Consider the following 15,358-nt stretch of genomic DNA (forward strand, 5'->3'; position numbering starts at 1 on the left):
GAGGTTCGGCAGACCTCGGCCGAGGTTCATCAGGACCCGGGGGGACCGCCACCGTGAACGCCCACCGCAGACAACTCGTGCTGCTCGCCCGCCCCGTCTACTTCTCGCTCCTCGCCTCCGTCGCCGCCGGAATCATCAACACCGTCTGGGTCGCCCGGCTGGGCGGTCCGGCCGTGGCCGCCGTGGCCGTCGCGACCACCACGGAGAACGTGCTGCTCGGCATCGCCCTGGTCTTCGGCTCCGGCACCACCGTGCTGGTCGCCCACGCCCGGGGCGCCCGCGACCCCGGGGCGGTCCGGGCCGCCGTGCGGGGCGGGTGGGCGCTGTGGGCGCTGGTGACGCCCCTGGTGGTGGCGGGCGGTCTGATCGTCGGCGAACCGCTGGCCCGGCTGGTGCTCGGCGGGGCGGACGGCCGCGCCCTCCCGCTCGCCGCCGCCTACTTCACCCTGTCCATGCCGGGCATGGCCGTCTTCTTCGCCCAGCAACTCGTCGACGGCATCCTCAAGGGCGCGGGCGACACCCGGACCCCGATGCGGCTCGCCCTGCTGGCAGGCGGTCTGATCCTGGCCCTGGACCCGCTCCTCATCCACCTCCACGGCGTCCAAGGCGCCGCGGCCGCCACCGTGCTGTCCCGGTGCGTGGCGCTGGGGGCGGGACTCCTCGCGGTCCGGCGCGACGCCCTGCTGCGCGAGGCCCGGCGGGCCGCGCCGGGCGAGTCCCCGGCCGCCTCCCTGCGCCGGACGCTGACGACCGGCCTGCCGATGTCGGCCGACTTCACCGTGCGGCAGACGGGTGCGCTGGTCCTGGTCGCGATCGTGGCGCGGCTCGGGGTGACGGCGGTGGCCGCGTACGCGATCGCCTACAAGATCATGTACGTGGCGACCATGGCCTTCTACGCCGTCCGTCAGGCCGCCGCCATCCACACCGCGCACACGCGGGGCGCGGGAGAGGACGAACGGCGGGTGATCGGGAGGCAGACCGTGTTCCTCTCCGGCGCCCTCGGCCTCGGCGCGGCCGTACTGCTGGCCGTCGGTGCCCCGTGGCTCATGGCCGCCTTCGGAGCGGGGCCCGAAGTCGCGCACCAGGGCGTGCTGTTCCTGCGTTGGGTCGGGCCCTACCTGTTGCTGATGGCCTGTCTCATCGCGCTCGGCGGGGTCTTCGAGGGCAGCGGGGGCGCCTCGGTGCTGCTGAGGGTGACCGTGCTCGGGACCGCGGTGCAGCTGGCCCTCGCGTACAGCCTGACGAGGCTCGGACTGCCGGGGGTGTGTCTCGCGCTGGCGCTCGCGGCGGCGGTGCAGTGCGCCCTGGCGGGGGTGCTCTTCCGGCGCGCCCCGGCTCAGGAGGAGACGGAGGTCTCCCCGGCACGGGCGGCCGGCTGAGACGGCAGGGTGGCGGGGGCCGTGCGCGGCACCGTCGCCTTCCACAGGGCGCGGGCCGCGAGGAGGGTGGCGACCACCAGCAGGCCGTTGCGCAGGAACAGCAGGGTGAGGCCGAGGCCGTCACTGGCCACCACGTCGGCGAAGTAGTACGGGAACTCCAGCACCGTCACGAAGCACGCCACCAGCACCAGCGCGACCGGCAGCCGCATCCGGCTGCCCGGGAAGTACAGGCACACCGCCGCCAGCCCGACCAGCCACACCATGTACTGCGGGCTGATCACCCGGCTGGTGGTGGTGAACATCAGCACCGCGACGAAGGCCGCGTCCGCGAGCGTGTGCTCCTCGAAGTGCCGCGCCAGCAGCCGCCACAGCACCAGCCAGCCGAAGGCCGCCCCGGTGAGGAACAGCGCGCCGGTGCTCACCTCGCTCACGTACGGCCCGAGGAACTCGATCGATCCGTAGTTCAGCTTCACCTCGCCCTGCCAGCCGAAGTGCCGGGCGACGTGGAAGACCAGCGCGCCCAGCGATTCCACCTCGGTGCCCCGGTCGCGCTGGAAGGTCAGGAACGCGAACGCGCCGGGCATGGCCAGCGCGAACACGCCCGTCACCACGACGCCGGTCACCAGTGCCGACACCCAGGCGCTGCGCCGGCGGGCGGCGAGGAGCAGCATCGCGGGCCACACCTTCAGCAGCGCCCCGAAGGCGGCCAGGGCCCCCATCGCCCTGGGGTGCCGGGCGCCCGCGAGCAGTGCGGCCATCGCCACGGCCGTGACCATCACGTCGTAGCGGGCGTACACCGTCGGGCCGAGCAGCGGGACGCCGATCACCCACACCCAGGCGCCGCGCAGCGACCGGCCCGGGCGGCGGCCCGCGTACGTCATCAGGGCCAGCACGGCCAGGTCGGTGACGCAGACCAGGACGTAGAACGCGGTCGCGTAGTCCAGGAAGGGCAGCAGACCGGGGGAGAGGATCGCCAGCGCGGCGGCGGGCGGGTACTGCCAGGTGACGTCGTTCAGCGGGAACGTTCCGGTGCTCAGGACGTCGAACCAGCCCTGGTAGATCACCTGCACGTCGCTCGTCACGTCCGGGCCCGGGAAGACGTACACCTTCAGGACGAACAGCAGCAGCACCAGCCTCGTGAGACACCAGACCACCGGCAGCCATGCCGGGGACCGCCCCGTGCCCGTCGTCTTCACGTCGTGATCCCTGCCCGTTCGCCTGCCGTGTCGAGGGGGCCATGATGGGCCCGTCAGCTGTGAGCGTGCCATACGCGCTGCCGCACAGGGCGACGAGGGCGGTTCGGTAGGGTCGGCGACGTGCGCAAGACCCTGATCGTGACGAACGACTTCCCGCCCCGGCCCGGCGGCATCCAGGCCTTCCTGCACAACATGGCGCTGCGGCTGGACCCGCAGCAGCTGGTCGTCTACGCCTCGACCTGGAAGCGGACCCGGGAAGGCGTCGAGGCGACCCGCGCCTTCGACGCCGAGCAGCCCTTCACCGTCGTACGGGACCGCACGACCATGCTGCTGCCGACGCCGGGCGCCACCCGGCGGGCCGTCGGTCTGCTGCGGGAGCACGGCTGCGCCTCGGTGTGGTTCGGGGCGGCGGCCCCGCTCGGCCTGATGGCCCCGGCGCTGCGCGGCGCGGGCGCCGAGCGGCTGGTCGCCACCACGCACGGCCACGAGGCGGGCTGGGCCCAGCTGCCCGCCGCCCGGCAGCTGCTGCGCCGGATCGGCGACGCCACGGACACGATCACCTACCTCGGCGAATACACCCGCTCGCGCATCGCCCCCGCCCTGACGCCCGGGGCCGCCGCCCGGATGGCACAGCTGCCGCCCGGCGTCGACGAGAAGACCTTCCACCCCGGCTCGGGCGGCGACGAGGTGCGGGCCCGGCTGGGCCTGACGGACCGGCCCGTGGTGGTCTGCGTCTCCCGGCTGGTGCGGCGCAAGGGGCAGGACACCCTGATCCGGGCCCTGCCCCGCATCCTCGCCGCCGAGCCGGACACCGTCCTGCTGATCGTCGGCGGCGGCCCCTACGAGAAGGATCTGCGGCGGCTCGCGCACGAGACGGGCGTCGCCTCCGCCGTCCGCTTCACCGGCGCCGTGCCCTGGTCCGAGCTGCCCGCCCACTACGGCGCCGGCGACGTCTTCGCGATGCCCTGCCGCACCCGCCGCGGCGGCCTCGACGTCGAGGGCCTCGGCATCGTCTACCTGGAGGCCTCCGCGACGGGGCTGCCGGTCGTGGCCGGCGACTCGGGCGGCGCCCCGGACGCGGTCCTCGACGGCGAGACGGGCTGGGTGGTGAAGGGCGGTTCCCCGGAGGAGGCCGCCGACCGCATCACCGTCCTCCTCGGCGACGCCGAGCTCCGCCGCAGGATGGGGGAGCGAGGCCGGGAGTGGGTCGAGGAGAAGTGGCGCTGGGACCTGCTCGCCGAGCGACTCAAAGACTTGCTGTAGAGCGATCGCCGCTCAGGGGCGCGGGGCTGTATCAAGGTGCGGCTCCGCCGCGTGGGCGCGACAAGCCACGGACAACCCGCACCCGCCCACAAGGATCAAGCCGCACCCCACTAGGCAGAACCGAAAATTCCGCCGATGCTGCGCGCATGACAGTAAAACTGATGCAGCGTCAGCTGACAAGACGTCAGATCCTGGGCATGGCAGCCCTGCAGACCGCAGCCACCCTCGGCTTCACCCGCATCGGCCTCCAAAGCGCCCGAGCCGCCCAGCCCGACGCAGTCGACACCGCCCCGGCGATCGTCGTCGGCTCCGGCTACGGCGGAGCGGTCGCCGCCCTCCGTCTCGGCCAGGCCGGCATCCGCACGATCGTCCTGGAGATGGGCCGCCTCTGGAACACCAACGGCCCCGACGGCAAGGTCTTCTGCACCACCAGCGCCCCCGACCAGCGGTCCATGTGGTTCCGCACCCGCACCGAGGCCCCCCTGTCCAGCTTCCTGTGGCTGGACGTGGTCAACCGGGACATCGACCCCTACCCCGGGGTCCTGGACCGCGTGCACTTCGACCAGATGTCCGTCTACGTCGGCCGGGGCGTCGGCGGCGGCTCCCTGGTCAACGGGAGCATGGCGGTCACCCCGCCCCGGTCGTACTTCGCCGAGCAGTTCCCCACCGTCGACGCCGACGAGATGTACGGCACGTACTTCCCGCGCGCCCGCGCCGCCCTCGGCGTGAACACCGTCGACCCCGCCTGGTTCGAGTCGACGGAGTGGTACCGCTTCACCCGCGTCTCCCGCAAACACGCCGAGAAGACGGGCCTGCGGACCACCTTCGTGCCGAGCGTCTACGACTTCGGCCACATGCAGCGCGAGGCGGCCGGCACCGCCCCGAAGTCGGCGCTCGGCGGCGAGGTCATCTACGGCAACAACCACGGCAAGCGCAGCCTCGACAAGACCTACCTCGCCGCCGCGCTCGGCACCGGCAACGTCACCCTCCATACCCTGGAGAAGGTGCGCGCCGTCAGTCGCGCGCCGGACGGGACCTACGTCCTGACGGCCGACCGCATCGACGAGTCCGGCCGGGTCGTCCAGACCAAGGAGTACGGCTGCACATACCTCTTCCTCGGCGGCGGCAGCCTCGGCACCACCGAACTGCTGCTGCGCGCCCGGGAGACGGGCACCCTGCCCGGCCTCGACGCCAGTGTCGGCGCCGGCTGGGGCACCAACGGCAACGTGATGCTGGGCCGGGCCAACCACCTGTGGGACACGGTCGGAGCGAACCAGTCGACCATGCCGGTCATGGGCATCGACGACTGGGCCAACACCGCCAACCCGGTGTTCGCCGAGATCGCCCCGCTGCCGACGGGCCTGGAGCACTGGGTGAGCCTCTACCTGGCGATCACCAGGAACCCGGAACGGGCGTCCTTCTCCTACGACACGGCCTCCGGCCGGTTGGGGCTGGGCTGGACGGCCGCGCACTCCGCGGTGTCCGTCGCCATGGCCAAGAGGCTCTTCGACCGGATCAACGCGGCCAACGCGACGATCTACCGCTACGACCTGTTCGGTTCGAGGAGCAAGGTCTTCGCCGACGACTTCACCTACCACCCGCTCGGCGGCTGCGTGCTGGGCAGGGCGACCGACGACTACGGGCGGGTCAAGGGATACCCCCGGCTGTACGTCACCGACGGCTCGCTCGTGCCCGGGTCGCTCGGGGTGAACCCCTTCGTGACCATCACCGCGCTCGCCGAACGCACGATGGCGCGGGTCCTCGCCGAGGACACCGCGCCATGACGCCGTACACGCACTACTTGGCGTAGATCGCCTCGACCTCGTGCGCGTAGTCCTTCGCCACCACGTTCCGCTTCAGCTTCAGCGAGGGGGTCAGGTGGCCCGACTCCTCCGTGAACTGGGAGGACAGAATGCGGAACTTCCGCACCGATTCCGCCTTCGACACCGCGGCGTTGCCGTCGTCGATCGCCGCCTGGATCGCGGCCAGCAGGTCCGGGTCCTCGCTCAGCGACGCCGCGGTGGAACCCGCCGGCTTGCCGTGGTCGGAGCACCAACGGCCCAGGAACTCCTCGTCGATGGTGACCAGCGCGCCCACGAACGGCCGCCCGTCGCCCACCACCATGCACTCCGCGACCAGGGCGTGCGCCCGGATGCGGTCCTCGATCACGGCCGGGGCGACGTTCTTGCCGCCCGCGGTGACGATGATCTCCTTCTTACGGCCGGTGATCCTCAGGTAGCCGTCCTCGTCGAGGGTGCCGATGTCACCGGTGTGGAACCAGCCGTCGGCCAGCGCCTCCGCGGTCGCGCCGGGGTTGTTCCAGTACTCCTTGAACAGGTGCTCGCCGTGCAGCAGCACCTCGCCGTCGTCGGCGATCCGCACCACCGAGCCGGGCAGCGGCTGGCCGACCGTGCCGATCTTCTGCCGGTCCCAGGGGTTGAACGCGGTGGCCGCGCAGGACTCGGTCAGGCCGTAGCCCTCCAGGACCGTGAAACCGATGCCGCGGAAGAAGTGACCGAGGCGCTCGCCGAGCGGGGCGCCGCCGGAGATGGCGTACTCGCCCCGGCCGCCGAGGACCGCGCGGAGTTTGCTGTAGACGAGCTTGTCGAACGTCTTGTGCTTGATCTTCAGACCGAAGGACGGGCCCGAGGGGGTGTCCAGCGCCTTGCTGTAGGCGATGGCGGTGTCGGCGGCCTTGTCGAAGATCTTGCCCTTGCCGTCGGCCTGTGCCTTGGCGCGCGCCGAGTTGTAGACCTTCTCGAAGACGCGCGGGACCCCGAGGATCAGCGTCGGGCGGAACGAGGCCAGCTCGTCGGTGAGGTTCTTGATGTCCGGGACGCAGCCGAGCTTGATCGGCGCCATCATGGGCGCGATCTGCACCAGCCGGCCGAAGACGTGCGCGAGCGGCAGGAAGAGCAGCACCGAGCACTCGCCCGTGCGGAACAGCGGACGCAGCCGCTCGACGATGTTGCCGCACTCGGCGAAGAAGCTGCGGTGGGTGAGCACGCAGCCCTTGGGGCGGCCGGTGGTGCCGGAGGTGTAGACGATGGTCGCCGGGTCGTCGGCCTTGGCGAACGAGCCGCGCTCCTCGACCGTCTCGTCCGTGACGTCCTGGCCGAGCCGGCCCAGCTCGTCGATGCCGCCGCCGTCGATCTGCCACACGTGCTTGAGCGCCGGCAGCCGGTCGCGCACCGACTCGATCGCGGCCGAGTGGGCCTCCGACTCCACGACGCAGGCGGTCGCGCCCGAGTCGCCGAGGATCCACTGCACCTGCTCCGGCGAACTGGTCTCGTACACCGGCACGGTCACCGCGCCCGCGCTCCAGATCGCGAAGTCCAGCAGCGTCCACTCGTAGCGGGTGCGGGACATCAGGCCCACCCGGTCGCCCGGCTGGACCCCGGCGGCGATCAGCCCCTTCGCGGCCGTGTGCACCTCGGCGAGGAACTCGGTGGCCGTGACGTCCTGCCAGCTGCCGCCGATCTTGCGGGCGATGACGGCGACGTCCGGGTGCTGCGCGGCGTTTCTGCGGACGATGTCGGTCAGATTTCCGTCCGCAGGGACCTCGTACAAAGCCGGAAGGCTGAACTCGCGCAAGACTGCTGCTCCTCATAGGGCGCCGGCGCCACGACGGTGTGTGCTGCGACGGTGCGGTCCAAGGCTCGGGGAGGTACTCAGGCATTCACTTGTTGAAATGCAGAGCACGACTGGACTGCCCGGACGTTACCCGCCGGTATGGCTTCTCCGACAGGGGGTCCCGTCGAGATGTTCGCTGCGTCACACAGTTGGGTATTCCATCGCGCACAGTAGTCCACGGACTAACTGACTGGCCAGTAACCGCAGGTCCGGCCGCCACTGTTCACCTTTGCCGCACACGCTTACGCTTGATCGTCATGGCACCCACACCAGCCGGAAACCACCGGACGCGCGTACACGTGGTCAGCGACGTGCACGGCAACGCCCGCGACCTGGCCAGGGCCGGTGAGGGCGCGGACGCCCTGATATGTCTGGGCGACCTCGTCCTCTTCCTCGACTACGCGGACCACTCCCGCGGCATCTTCCCCGACCTGTTCGGCGTCGAGAACGCCGACCGCATCGTGGCGCTGCGCACCGCCCGCCGTTTCGAGGAGGCCCGGGTGCTCGGGGCCGAGCTGTGGGCCGGCCTCCAGGGGGAGCGCGCCACGGTGATCGAGAAGGCGGTGCGCAAGCAGTACGCCGAGCTGTTCGCCGCGTTCCCCACTCCGACGTACGCCACCTACGGCAACGTCGACATGCCGCCCCTGTGGCGGGAGTACGCGGGCCCCGGCACGACCGTCCTCGACGGCGAGCGCGTCGAGATCGGCGGCCGGGTCTTCGGCTTCGTCGGCGGCGGCCTGCGCACACCGATGCGGACGCCGTACGAGATCAGCGACGAGGAGTACGCGGCGAAGATCGAGGCCGTGGGCGAGGTCGACGTGCTCTGCACGCACATCCCGCCCGAGGTCCCCGAGCTGGTCTACGACACCGTCGCCCGCCGCTTCGAGCGCGGCAGCCGCGCCCTGCTGGACGCCATCCGCCGCACCCGGCCCCGCTACTCCCTCTTCGGGCACGTCCACCAGCCGCTGGTGAAGAGGATGCGGATCGGGGCGACCGAGTGCGTGAACGTGGGGCACTTCGCGTCGACCGGAACGCCCTGGGCGCTGGAGTGGTGAGGACGCCCCAGGTCGGGTGAGATCCGCGGGTCCCGTGCGCGGTAGCCTTCACGCTGCACGCACCTGCGCACGACCTCATACCGGCCCGTATCTGGAGGAGCCACGGCGATGGCGGAACACACCAGCTCGAGCATCACCATCGGGGCGGCCCCGGCCGACGTCATGGCGGTCATCTCCGATTTCGCCCGCTACCCGGACTGGACGGGCGAGGTGAAGGAGGCCGAGGTCCTCAAGACCGACGCCCAGGGCCGCGCCGAGCAGGTCCGCCTCGTCATGGACGCGGGCGCCATCAAGGACGACCAGGTCCTCGGTTACACCTGGACCGGCGAGAACGAGGTGTCCTGGACGCTCGTGAAGTCCCAGATGCTCCGGTCCCTCGACGGCTCCTACCTCCTCAAGCCGTCCGGCGCGGGCGGCACGGAGGTCACCTACGTCCTGACCGTCGACGTGAAGATCCCCATGCTCGGCATGATCAAGCGCAAGGCCGAGAAGGTCATCATCGACCGGGCGCTGGCGGGGCTGAAGAAGCGGGTCGAAGCGGGCAAGTAGCCCTGGCCGCGCAGCCACCCGGCGGCAGCGCCGGGTGCTCCGGCGACTCCCGGTACCGTTCAGCCCCATGCGCACCATCCTGATCACCGGCCCCGGCGGCAGCGGTCGTACCACCCTCGCGGCCGCGACCGCCCTGGCCGCGGCGGCCGAGGGCGACCGCACCCTCGTCCTCGGCACCGACCGCACGGACAGCCTCGGTGCCGCCCTGGGAGTGGCGACCGGCCCGGCCCCGGTCCAGGCCGCCCCGCACCTCACCGCCTGGCGTCCCGACGCCGCGCAGGACTTCCGCAGGGACCTCGTCGCCCTCCAGGACCGCGCCTCCTCCGCCCTGGACCTGCTCGGCGCCTCCCGCCTCGACCCCGAGGAACTCACCCCCCTGCCCGGCGCCGAGGAACTCGCCCTGCTGCGCGCCCTGCGGGACGCCGCGCTGTCCGAGAAGTACGACACCCTCGTCGTCGACCTCCCCCCGGCCCCGCAGGCCCTCGCCCTCCTCGCCCTGCCCGAGGAACTCCGCCGCTATCTGCGCCGCCTCCTCCCGCCCGAACGGCAGGCCGCCCGCGCCCTGCGTCCCGTCCTCGGCCGCCTCGCCGGCGTCCCCATGCCCGCCGAGTGGCTCTACGAGACGGCGGCCCGCTGGGACCTGGAACTGGCCGCCGTCGAGGCGGTCGTCGCCGACCGCGGCACCGTCGTACGGCTGGTCGCCGAGCCCGGGCCGGCCGGTGCCGACGCGCTGCGCACCGCCCGCCTCGGCCTCGCCCTGCGCGGTCTCGCCACCGACGTCGTGGTCGCCAACCGCGTCCTGCCCGAGGCGTCCCCGGACACCTGGCTCGCCGGCCCGGTCGCCCAGCAGCGCAAGACGCTGGAGGAGTGGCGGGAGTCGTACGACGTGCGCACCGTCGCCCACCTCGGACACGACCCGCGCGGCATCGACGACCTCACCGCCCTCGCCGTGCCCGGCGTCGCGCAGCGGGCCCCCGCCGCCGACTGGCCGGTGACCGACCGGCTCGGCGAGGACGGTGTGCTCGTCTGGCAGATCCCGCTGCCCGGCGCCATACGCGAGGAACTGGACCTCGTCCGGCGCGGCGACGAACTCGTCGTCACGGCGGAGAGGTTCCGCCGGGTCGTCCCGCTGCCCTCCGTGCTGCGCCGCTGCACCGTCGACGGAGCCGCCCTGCGCGACGGCGAGCTGCGGATCCGCTTCGTGCCCGACCCGAAGCTGTGGCCGCAGGGCCGGTGAGGCAGCGGTGCGGAACCGGGCGAACACGGCCGGTCCCGGCCCGTGAACCCGGTACGCCCGTTCGGGTAACGTCGGAGGGACGAACCGTAGTCAGGAGTCCGTCATGAGCGAAGAGCTCCCCCCGTCCGACGCCGCCCGCGAAGAGGCCGCGGACGAGGTGCGGGCGAGCGACGCCGACGCCTGGGCGACCGCGTGCGCCGAGGACCTCCAGGCGGAGAAGGCCCGCCGCCGCGCCGAGCACGGCACACCCCCGGGCTCCGCCGCCGAGGAACTGAAGAAGCTCGTCGACGCCGTCGCGGAAAAGCTGTCCGGTGCCCAGTCCCCGCTGCTCGGCGCGGTCGCGGGGCCCGCCGCCCAGCAGGTCGTACGACAGGTCGTCCAGCAGGCCAAGGACGCCGTCGAACCCGTCATCGAACGCAATCCGGACGTCTTCGACCATCTGGCGGCGGCAGGGAACGAACTGCTCGCGGCCTACCGCTCCGCCGTGCAGGCCCAGGAGCGGCGCTGGACCGGCCGCGACGACCAGGACGACCCCCGTGACCAGGGCGAACGCCGGGACGGCGGTGACGACGCCGGCCCCGGGGAGCGCATCGACCTGGACTGAGTCCCCGGCCCCGGCCGAGCGGCGGCCGCGGTGCGGCCGCCCGGGGTGCCCACCGTGCGGACGACAGCGAACCCGAGGGCAGGGCTCGGGTACCGTTGGCCGTAGCGGGGCTCGACCGAAACTGAGGGATTCATGGGACTCACCATCGGCGTCGACATCGGCGGCACGAAGATCGCGGCCGGCGTGGTCGATGAGGAAGGCAACATCCTCTCGACCCACAAGGTGCCGACCCCGGGCACGGCTGAGGGCATCGTGGACGCCATCGCCTCGGCGGTGGACGGCGCACGCGTCGGTCACGACATCGTCGGCGTGGGCATCGGTGCCGCCGGCTACGTGAACCGGCAGCGCTCCGAGGTCTACTTCGCGCCCAACATCCACTGGCGCAACGAGCCGCTCAAGGAAAAGGTCGAGGCTCGCGTGGGCCTCCCGGTGGTCGTGGAGAACGACGCGAACGCCGCGGCGTGGGGCGAGTACAAGTTCGGCGCGGGCAAGGGCCATCGCAACGTCATCTGCATCACGCTGGGCACCGGCCTCGGCGGCGGCATCATCATCGGCAACAAGCTGCGCCGCGGGCACTTCGGCGTGGCCGCCGAGTTCGGCCACATCCGCATGGTGCCGGACGGCCTGCTGTGCGGCTGCGGTTCACAGGGCTGCTGGGAGCAGTACGCGTCGGGCCGGGCGCTGGTGAGGTACGCCAAGCAGCGCGCCAACGCCACCCCCGAGAACGCCGAGACCCTGCTCGGCCTCGGCAACGGCACGCCCGACGGCATCGAGGGCAAGCACATCTCCATGGCCGCCCGCCAGGGCGACCGGGTGGCCGTCGACTCCTACCGCGAACTGGCCCGCTGGGTCGGCGCGGGCCTGGCCGACCTGGCCTCCCTCTTCGACCCGTCCGCGTTCATCGTCGGCGGCGGCCTCTCCGACGAGGGCGAACTGGTCCTCGGCCCGATCCGCAAGTCCTACAAGCGCTGGCTGGTCGGCGGCAACTGGCGCCCGGTGGCCGAGGTCCGCGCGGCGGAACTGGGCAACAAGGCGGGCCTGGTGGGCGCGGCGGACCTGGCGAGGGAACCCGACCCGATCATGTAAAACGCCGTCAGGGCGAGCGCCCGAAGGGGCGCGGGGAAGTGCGCGATCAGCCACATGCGACCCGGCACTCGCGCACCATCCTCGCGCCTCGCCCCTCTGGGCGTAAATTGATCACATGCCGCTGCTCCCCAACTCCCGTACGGAACCCGACGGTTCCGCGGTCATCAGGGTCCTCAGCTACAACATCCGCTCCATGCGCGACGACACCGAGGCCCTGGCCCGTGTCATCAAGGCCTGCGCACCCGACCTCGTCCTCATCCAGGAAGCCCCCCGCTTCTTCCGCTGGCGCAAGAAACTCGCCCGCCTCGCCCTCGCCTCCGACCTGGTGATCGTCACCGGCGGCGCCACCACCACGGGACCGGCCATCCTCAGCTCGCTCCGCGCGAGCGTCGAACGCACCGAGGACATCCTCCTGCCCCCCACCCCCGGCCTGCACCGCCGCGGCTTCGCCACCGCGGTCGTGCGGTTCGCCGGCGCCCGCCTCGGCGTGCTCAGCTGCCACCTGTCCCTTCAGAAGGACGAGCGCTACGAGCAGTCCGGCATGCTCCTGGACCGGCTCGCCGGCCTGGGCGTGGAGCACGCGATCGCCGGCGGCGACCTCAACGAACGCCCCGAGGGTCCGGCCTTCCGCCGGCTGGCCGGCCGGCTGACCGACTGCCGGGCCGCGTCCCCCTGGGGCGGCGAGCACACCTGGACCCCCACCGACCCCTACCAGCGCATCGACGCGATCTTCGCGACCGGCGGCATCGAGGTGCTGGGCTGCGGCGTGCCGACCGGGCAGCCGGGGGTGTCCGACGCAGACCTGAGGGCGGCCACGGACCACCTTCCGGTCCTGGCCGCCCTCAGGGTGCCGGCTTCCCTGGAGGCCTCCTGCGGAGATCCGCCGGAAGGCCGTTAGACGACCGCACCCCGCCCGGGGTCGTCGTCCTCCTCGTCGTCCGTCCGCATCCGCATCACCAGCGTCGCGAACCCGCCGAGGAACCCGCCGATCCCCAGCGTGGTCAGCCACCAGGTCATGTCCCAGCCGAGCAGCACGGCCAGCAGGAGCAGCACCGGACCGCCGAGCACGCCGAGCCAGGCGAACTTCGAGGTCGGGTCGGCGGTGGGCAGCGGGGGCGGCTCCGGGGGCACGAAGTGACCTTCGTCGTCCTCGTCGAAGTCGTCCTCGGCGGGCTCGGGCGTGGTGTAGTCACGCGGGCCGACGCCGGGTGCGAAGGCCACCGACCCGCCCAGGGGCTTCACGGGCGCGTCCCCGGGGCCCTCGGCCTCCTGCGGCTCGGCCGGCTTGACGGCGTCCCCGGACTTCACGGCCGTGTCGCCCCGGTCGCCGTCGATCCCGGCCTCGTTGGGCCCGCTCGCCGGCAGGGCCAGGTCCTCGATCGACTTGAACGGCTTGGCGCCCGGCGGGTCCGGCGGCTCCTCGCCGTACCCGGCGACGATCGCCGCCCAGGCGGCCTCCTCGTCGAAGGGGACGCCCTTCTCGTCCGGCTCCCGGCCCTCACGGTCGGAGTCGTGCTCAGCCACCTGCGGTCGTCCCTTCCTTGCCGAGCCCGGGCTCCTTGCCGAGGCCGGACGCGATGCGGCCGATGAACGCGAGGCTCTCCTCGTGGATCCGGTCCGCGTCATGGTCCAACGTGGCGACGTGGTAGCTCTGTTCCAGGATGACCTCTTTCACGTCCGTCGACGAGATACGGCCGAGGATCCGGGCGGAGTCGACGGGCGGCACCACGTGGTCCTGCGGGCTGCGCATCAGCAGCACCGGCTGGGTGACCTGCGGCAGCTCGCGGTCCGTGGCCTGGAAGAACCGGCGCAGCGAATGCGCCGCATGCAGGGGCACCCGGTCGTAGCCGAGCTCCCTGCCGTCCGGCTTGGCGATGTCGCTGGCGATGCCCTTCGTCGCGGGGACGAGGTGGCGCACCACCGGGAGGGCGTGCGCGGCCAGGCCGTGCACTTTGTTCGCGGGGTTGACGACCATCACGCCGCGGACGGCGTCGCCGTGCTTCGCGGCCAGCCGCAGGGCCAGCGCGCCGCCCATGGACAGGCCGGCGACGAAGACCGTCTCGCGCCGCTCGCACAGCAGGCGCAGCTCACGGTCCACCTCCGCGTACCAGTCCTGCCAGCCCGTGATCCGCAGGTCCTCCCAGCGCGTGCCGTGCCCGGGCAGCAGGGGCAGGGAGACGGTCATGCCGTGCTCGGCGAGGTGCTCCGCCCAGGGGCGCAGCGACTGCGGTGATCCGGTGAAGCCGTGGCAGAGGAGGACGGCGACCTCTCCGCCCTCGTGGTGAAACGGCTCGGCTCCGGCAAGGACCGGCACCTTCGGCCTCCTGGTCGTGAGAAGGGACTGGCACGATCACGGAATGTCACGGAACGTCATGGAAGGGGTCGCACGTCGTTCGCGGGACCTTCACCGTACGCGACCGCACTGACACCGACCAGGGCCGTCGGAGCCTTTGACGGCGCTCCGGGTTATGGTCTGATCGACACATACAGGAGGCACTCGGTTGTTGTACGGCGCGATGAAGGTCACCATCGGGGGGCCGCTGAAGCTCGCCTTCAGGCCCTGGGTGGAGGGTCTTGAGAACGTACCCGCCGAGGGTGCTGCGATCCTGGCGAGCAATCACCTGTCGTTCTCCGACTCCTTCTTCCTGCCCGCCGTCCTCGACCGCAAGGTCACCTTCATCGCGAAGGCCGAGTACTTCACCACGCCCGGCGTGAAGGGCCGGATGACGGCCGCCTTCTTCAAGGGGGTCGGGCAGCTCCCCGTGGACCGCTCCGGTGCGCGCGGCGCGGGTGAGGCCGCCATCAAGAGCGGCATAGACGTGCTGGAGCGCGGTGAGCTGTTCGGGATCTACCCGGAGGGCACGCGCTCGCCCGACGGACGGCTCTACCGGGGCAAGCCGGGCGGCCTCGCGCGCGTGGCCCTCGCGACCGGTGCCCCCGTCCTCCCCGTCGCCATGATCGACACGGAGAAGATCCAGCCGCCCGGGAAGGTCATGCCGAAGCTGATGCGCCCCGGCATCCGCATCGGCAAGCCCCTGGACTTCAGCCGCTACCAGGGCATGGAGCACGACCGGTTCGTGCTGCGCGCGGTGACCGACGAGGTCATGTACGAGATCATGAAGCTCTCCGGCCAGGAGTACGTCGACATGTACGCGACGGCCATGAAGCGGCAGCTCTCGGAAGCGGCGAAGGCGGAGAGGGAAGCCGAGAAGGCGGCCAAGGCCGCTCTCGCGCGGGCGGAGAAGGAACGGGCCGAGAAGGAAAAGGCCCAGAAGGCACAGGCCGAGAAGGAACAGGCCGAGAAGGAACAGCAGACGGAGCAGCGGCGGTCCGAGCCCTAGCCGGGGCTTCGCCGG

14 protein-coding genes are annotated in these 15,358 nt (G+C 72.0%); 10 read left to right on the forward strand and 4 right to left on the reverse strand.

Features of this window, described 5'->3' with window-relative positions; genetic code table 11:
* Positions 1 to 53 precede the first annotated feature (53 nt).
* The gene (locus IE153_RS11655) at positions 54 to 1,379 is read left to right on the forward strand and encodes an MATE family efflux transporter (RefSeq protein ID WP_189589653.1); all 1,326 of its coding nucleotides are present in this window, start codon (positions 54 to 56) and stop codon (positions 1,377 to 1,379) included.
* Here IE153_RS11655 and IE153_RS11660 read toward each other — a convergent pair.
* Positions 1,337 to 2,575 carry a glycosyltransferase 87 family protein gene (locus tag IE153_RS11660; protein WP_189589654.1) on the reverse strand — a complete coding sequence of 413 codons (1,239 nt, stop codon included), beginning with the start codon at positions 2,573 to 2,575 and terminating at the stop codon, positions 1,337 to 1,339. The two genes, IE153_RS11655 and IE153_RS11660, sit on opposite strands and share 43 nt — an antisense overlap.
* Before the next feature lie 120 nt (positions 2,576 to 2,695).
* On the opposite strand from IE153_RS11660, the gene IE153_RS11665 reads away from it, so the two are divergent.
* On the forward strand, positions 2,696 to 3,838 hold the full coding sequence (locus tag IE153_RS11665; RefSeq protein WP_189589655.1) for a glycosyltransferase family 4 protein: 1,143 nt from the start codon (positions 2,696 to 2,698) through the stop codon (positions 3,836 to 3,838).
* Positions 3,839 to 3,999: 161 nt separating this feature from the next.
* Positions 4,000 to 5,622 (forward strand): GMC oxidoreductase, encoded by a 1,623-nt coding sequence (locus IE153_RS11670; RefSeq protein WP_494402950.1) that lies wholly within the window; start codon positions 4,000 to 4,002, stop codon positions 5,620 to 5,622.
* A gap of 13 nt (positions 5,623 to 5,635) precedes the next feature.
* Here the strand turns inward: IE153_RS11670 and IE153_RS11675 are convergent, their stop codons facing one another.
* A complete protein-coding gene (locus IE153_RS11675; RefSeq protein WP_189589657.1) occupies positions 5,636 to 7,432 on the reverse strand; it encodes an AMP-dependent synthetase/ligase in 1,797 nt (598 codons plus the stop codon).
* Between the two features lie 296 nt (positions 7,433 to 7,728).
* Between IE153_RS11675 and IE153_RS11680 the strand changes: the two genes are divergently transcribed.
* The 6 genes from IE153_RS11680 (at position 7,729) to IE153_RS11705 (ending at position 12,900) form a co-directional block, all read left to right on the forward strand.
* Entirely contained in the window at positions 7,729 to 8,526 is a 798-nt protein-coding gene (locus IE153_RS11680; RefSeq protein WP_189589658.1) for a metallophosphoesterase family protein, read from the forward strand.
* 108 nt (positions 8,527 to 8,634) lie between these two features.
* Complete coding sequence (locus IE153_RS11685) at positions 8,635 to 9,075, forward strand: SRPBCC family protein (protein ID WP_189589659.1); 441 nt, start codon at positions 8,635 to 8,637, stop codon at positions 9,073 to 9,075.
* A 67-nt stretch (positions 9,076 to 9,142) separates the two neighbouring features.
* Positions 9,143 to 10,312, forward strand: a complete 1,170-nt coding sequence (locus IE153_RS11690; RefSeq protein ID WP_189589660.1) for an ArsA family ATPase — start codon at positions 9,143 to 9,145, stop codon at positions 10,310 to 10,312.
* Positions 10,313 to 10,415: 103 nt separating this feature from the next.
* Complete coding sequence (locus tag IE153_RS11695) at positions 10,416 to 10,916, forward strand: DUF5304 domain-containing protein (RefSeq protein ID WP_189589661.1); 501 nt, start codon at positions 10,416 to 10,418, stop codon at positions 10,914 to 10,916.
* A 132-nt stretch (positions 10,917 to 11,048) separates the two neighbouring features.
* Positions 11,049 to 12,002: an ROK family glucokinase gene (locus IE153_RS11700; protein ID WP_031107652.1), complete on the forward strand. Its 954-nt coding sequence runs from the start codon at positions 11,049 to 11,051 to the stop codon at positions 12,000 to 12,002.
* Positions 12,003 to 12,117: 115 nt separating this feature from the next.
* Complete coding sequence (locus tag IE153_RS11705; RefSeq protein ID WP_189589662.1) at positions 12,118 to 12,900, forward strand: endonuclease/exonuclease/phosphatase family protein; 783 nt, start codon at positions 12,118 to 12,120, stop codon at positions 12,898 to 12,900.
* Here the strand turns inward: IE153_RS11705 and IE153_RS11710 are convergent.
* Together IE153_RS11710 and IE153_RS11715 are read right to left on the reverse strand one after the other, a co-directional pair.
* Entirely contained in the window at positions 12,897 to 13,526 is a 630-nt protein-coding gene (locus IE153_RS11710) for a hypothetical protein (protein ID WP_189589663.1), read from the reverse strand. The genes IE153_RS11705 and IE153_RS11710 overlap by 4 nt on opposite strands.
* On the reverse strand, positions 13,519 to 14,316 hold the full coding sequence (locus tag IE153_RS11715) for an alpha/beta hydrolase (protein WP_097216143.1): 798 nt from the start codon (positions 14,314 to 14,316) through the stop codon (positions 13,519 to 13,521). The genes IE153_RS11710 and IE153_RS11715 overlap by 8 nt, the downstream gene beginning before the upstream one ends.
* A 202-nt stretch (positions 14,317 to 14,518) precedes the next feature.
* Between IE153_RS11715 and IE153_RS11720 the strand changes: the two genes are divergently transcribed.
* The gene (locus IE153_RS11720) at positions 14,519 to 15,343 is read left to right on the forward strand and encodes a lysophospholipid acyltransferase family protein (RefSeq protein ID WP_189589988.1); all 825 of its coding nucleotides are present in this window, start codon (positions 14,519 to 14,521) and stop codon (positions 15,341 to 15,343) included.
* The last annotated feature ends 15 nt before the right edge of the window (positions 15,344 to 15,358 follow it).

It is taken from the genome of Streptomyces massasporeus (assembly GCF_014648995.1).
GTDB lineage: Bacteria > Actinomycetota > Actinomycetes > Streptomycetales > Streptomycetaceae > Streptomyces > Streptomyces massasporeus.

Excerpts from the sequence above, each read along its gene's own strand:
- IE153_RS11720 (WP_189589988.1), top strand. The coding sequence starts at position 14,519 with ATGAAGGTCACCATCGGGGGGCCGCTGAAGCTCGCCTTCAGGCCCTGG.
- IE153_RS11680 (WP_189589658.1), top strand. The coding sequence starts at position 7,729 with ATGGCACCCACACCAGCCGGAAACCACCGGACGCGCGTACACGTGGTC.
- IE153_RS11700 (WP_031107652.1), top strand. The coding sequence starts at position 11,049 with ATGGGACTCACCATCGGCGTCGACATCGGCGGCACGAAGATCGCGGCC.
- IE153_RS11685 (WP_189589659.1), top strand. The coding sequence starts at position 8,635 with ATGGCGGAACACACCAGCTCGAGCATCACCATCGGGGCGGCCCCGGCC.
- IE153_RS11705 (WP_189589662.1), top strand. The coding sequence starts at position 12,118 with ATGCCGCTGCTCCCCAACTCCCGTACGGAACCCGACGGTTCCGCGGTC.
- IE153_RS11670 (WP_494402950.1), top strand. The coding sequence starts at position 4,000 with ATGCAGCGTCAGCTGACAAGACGTCAGATCCTGGGCATGGCAGCCCTG.
- IE153_RS11695 (WP_189589661.1), top strand. The coding sequence starts at position 10,416 with ATGAGCGAAGAGCTCCCCCCGTCCGACGCCGCCCGCGAAGAGGCCGCG.
- IE153_RS11690 (WP_189589660.1), top strand. The coding sequence starts at position 9,143 with ATGCGCACCATCCTGATCACCGGCCCCGGCGGCAGCGGTCGTACCACC.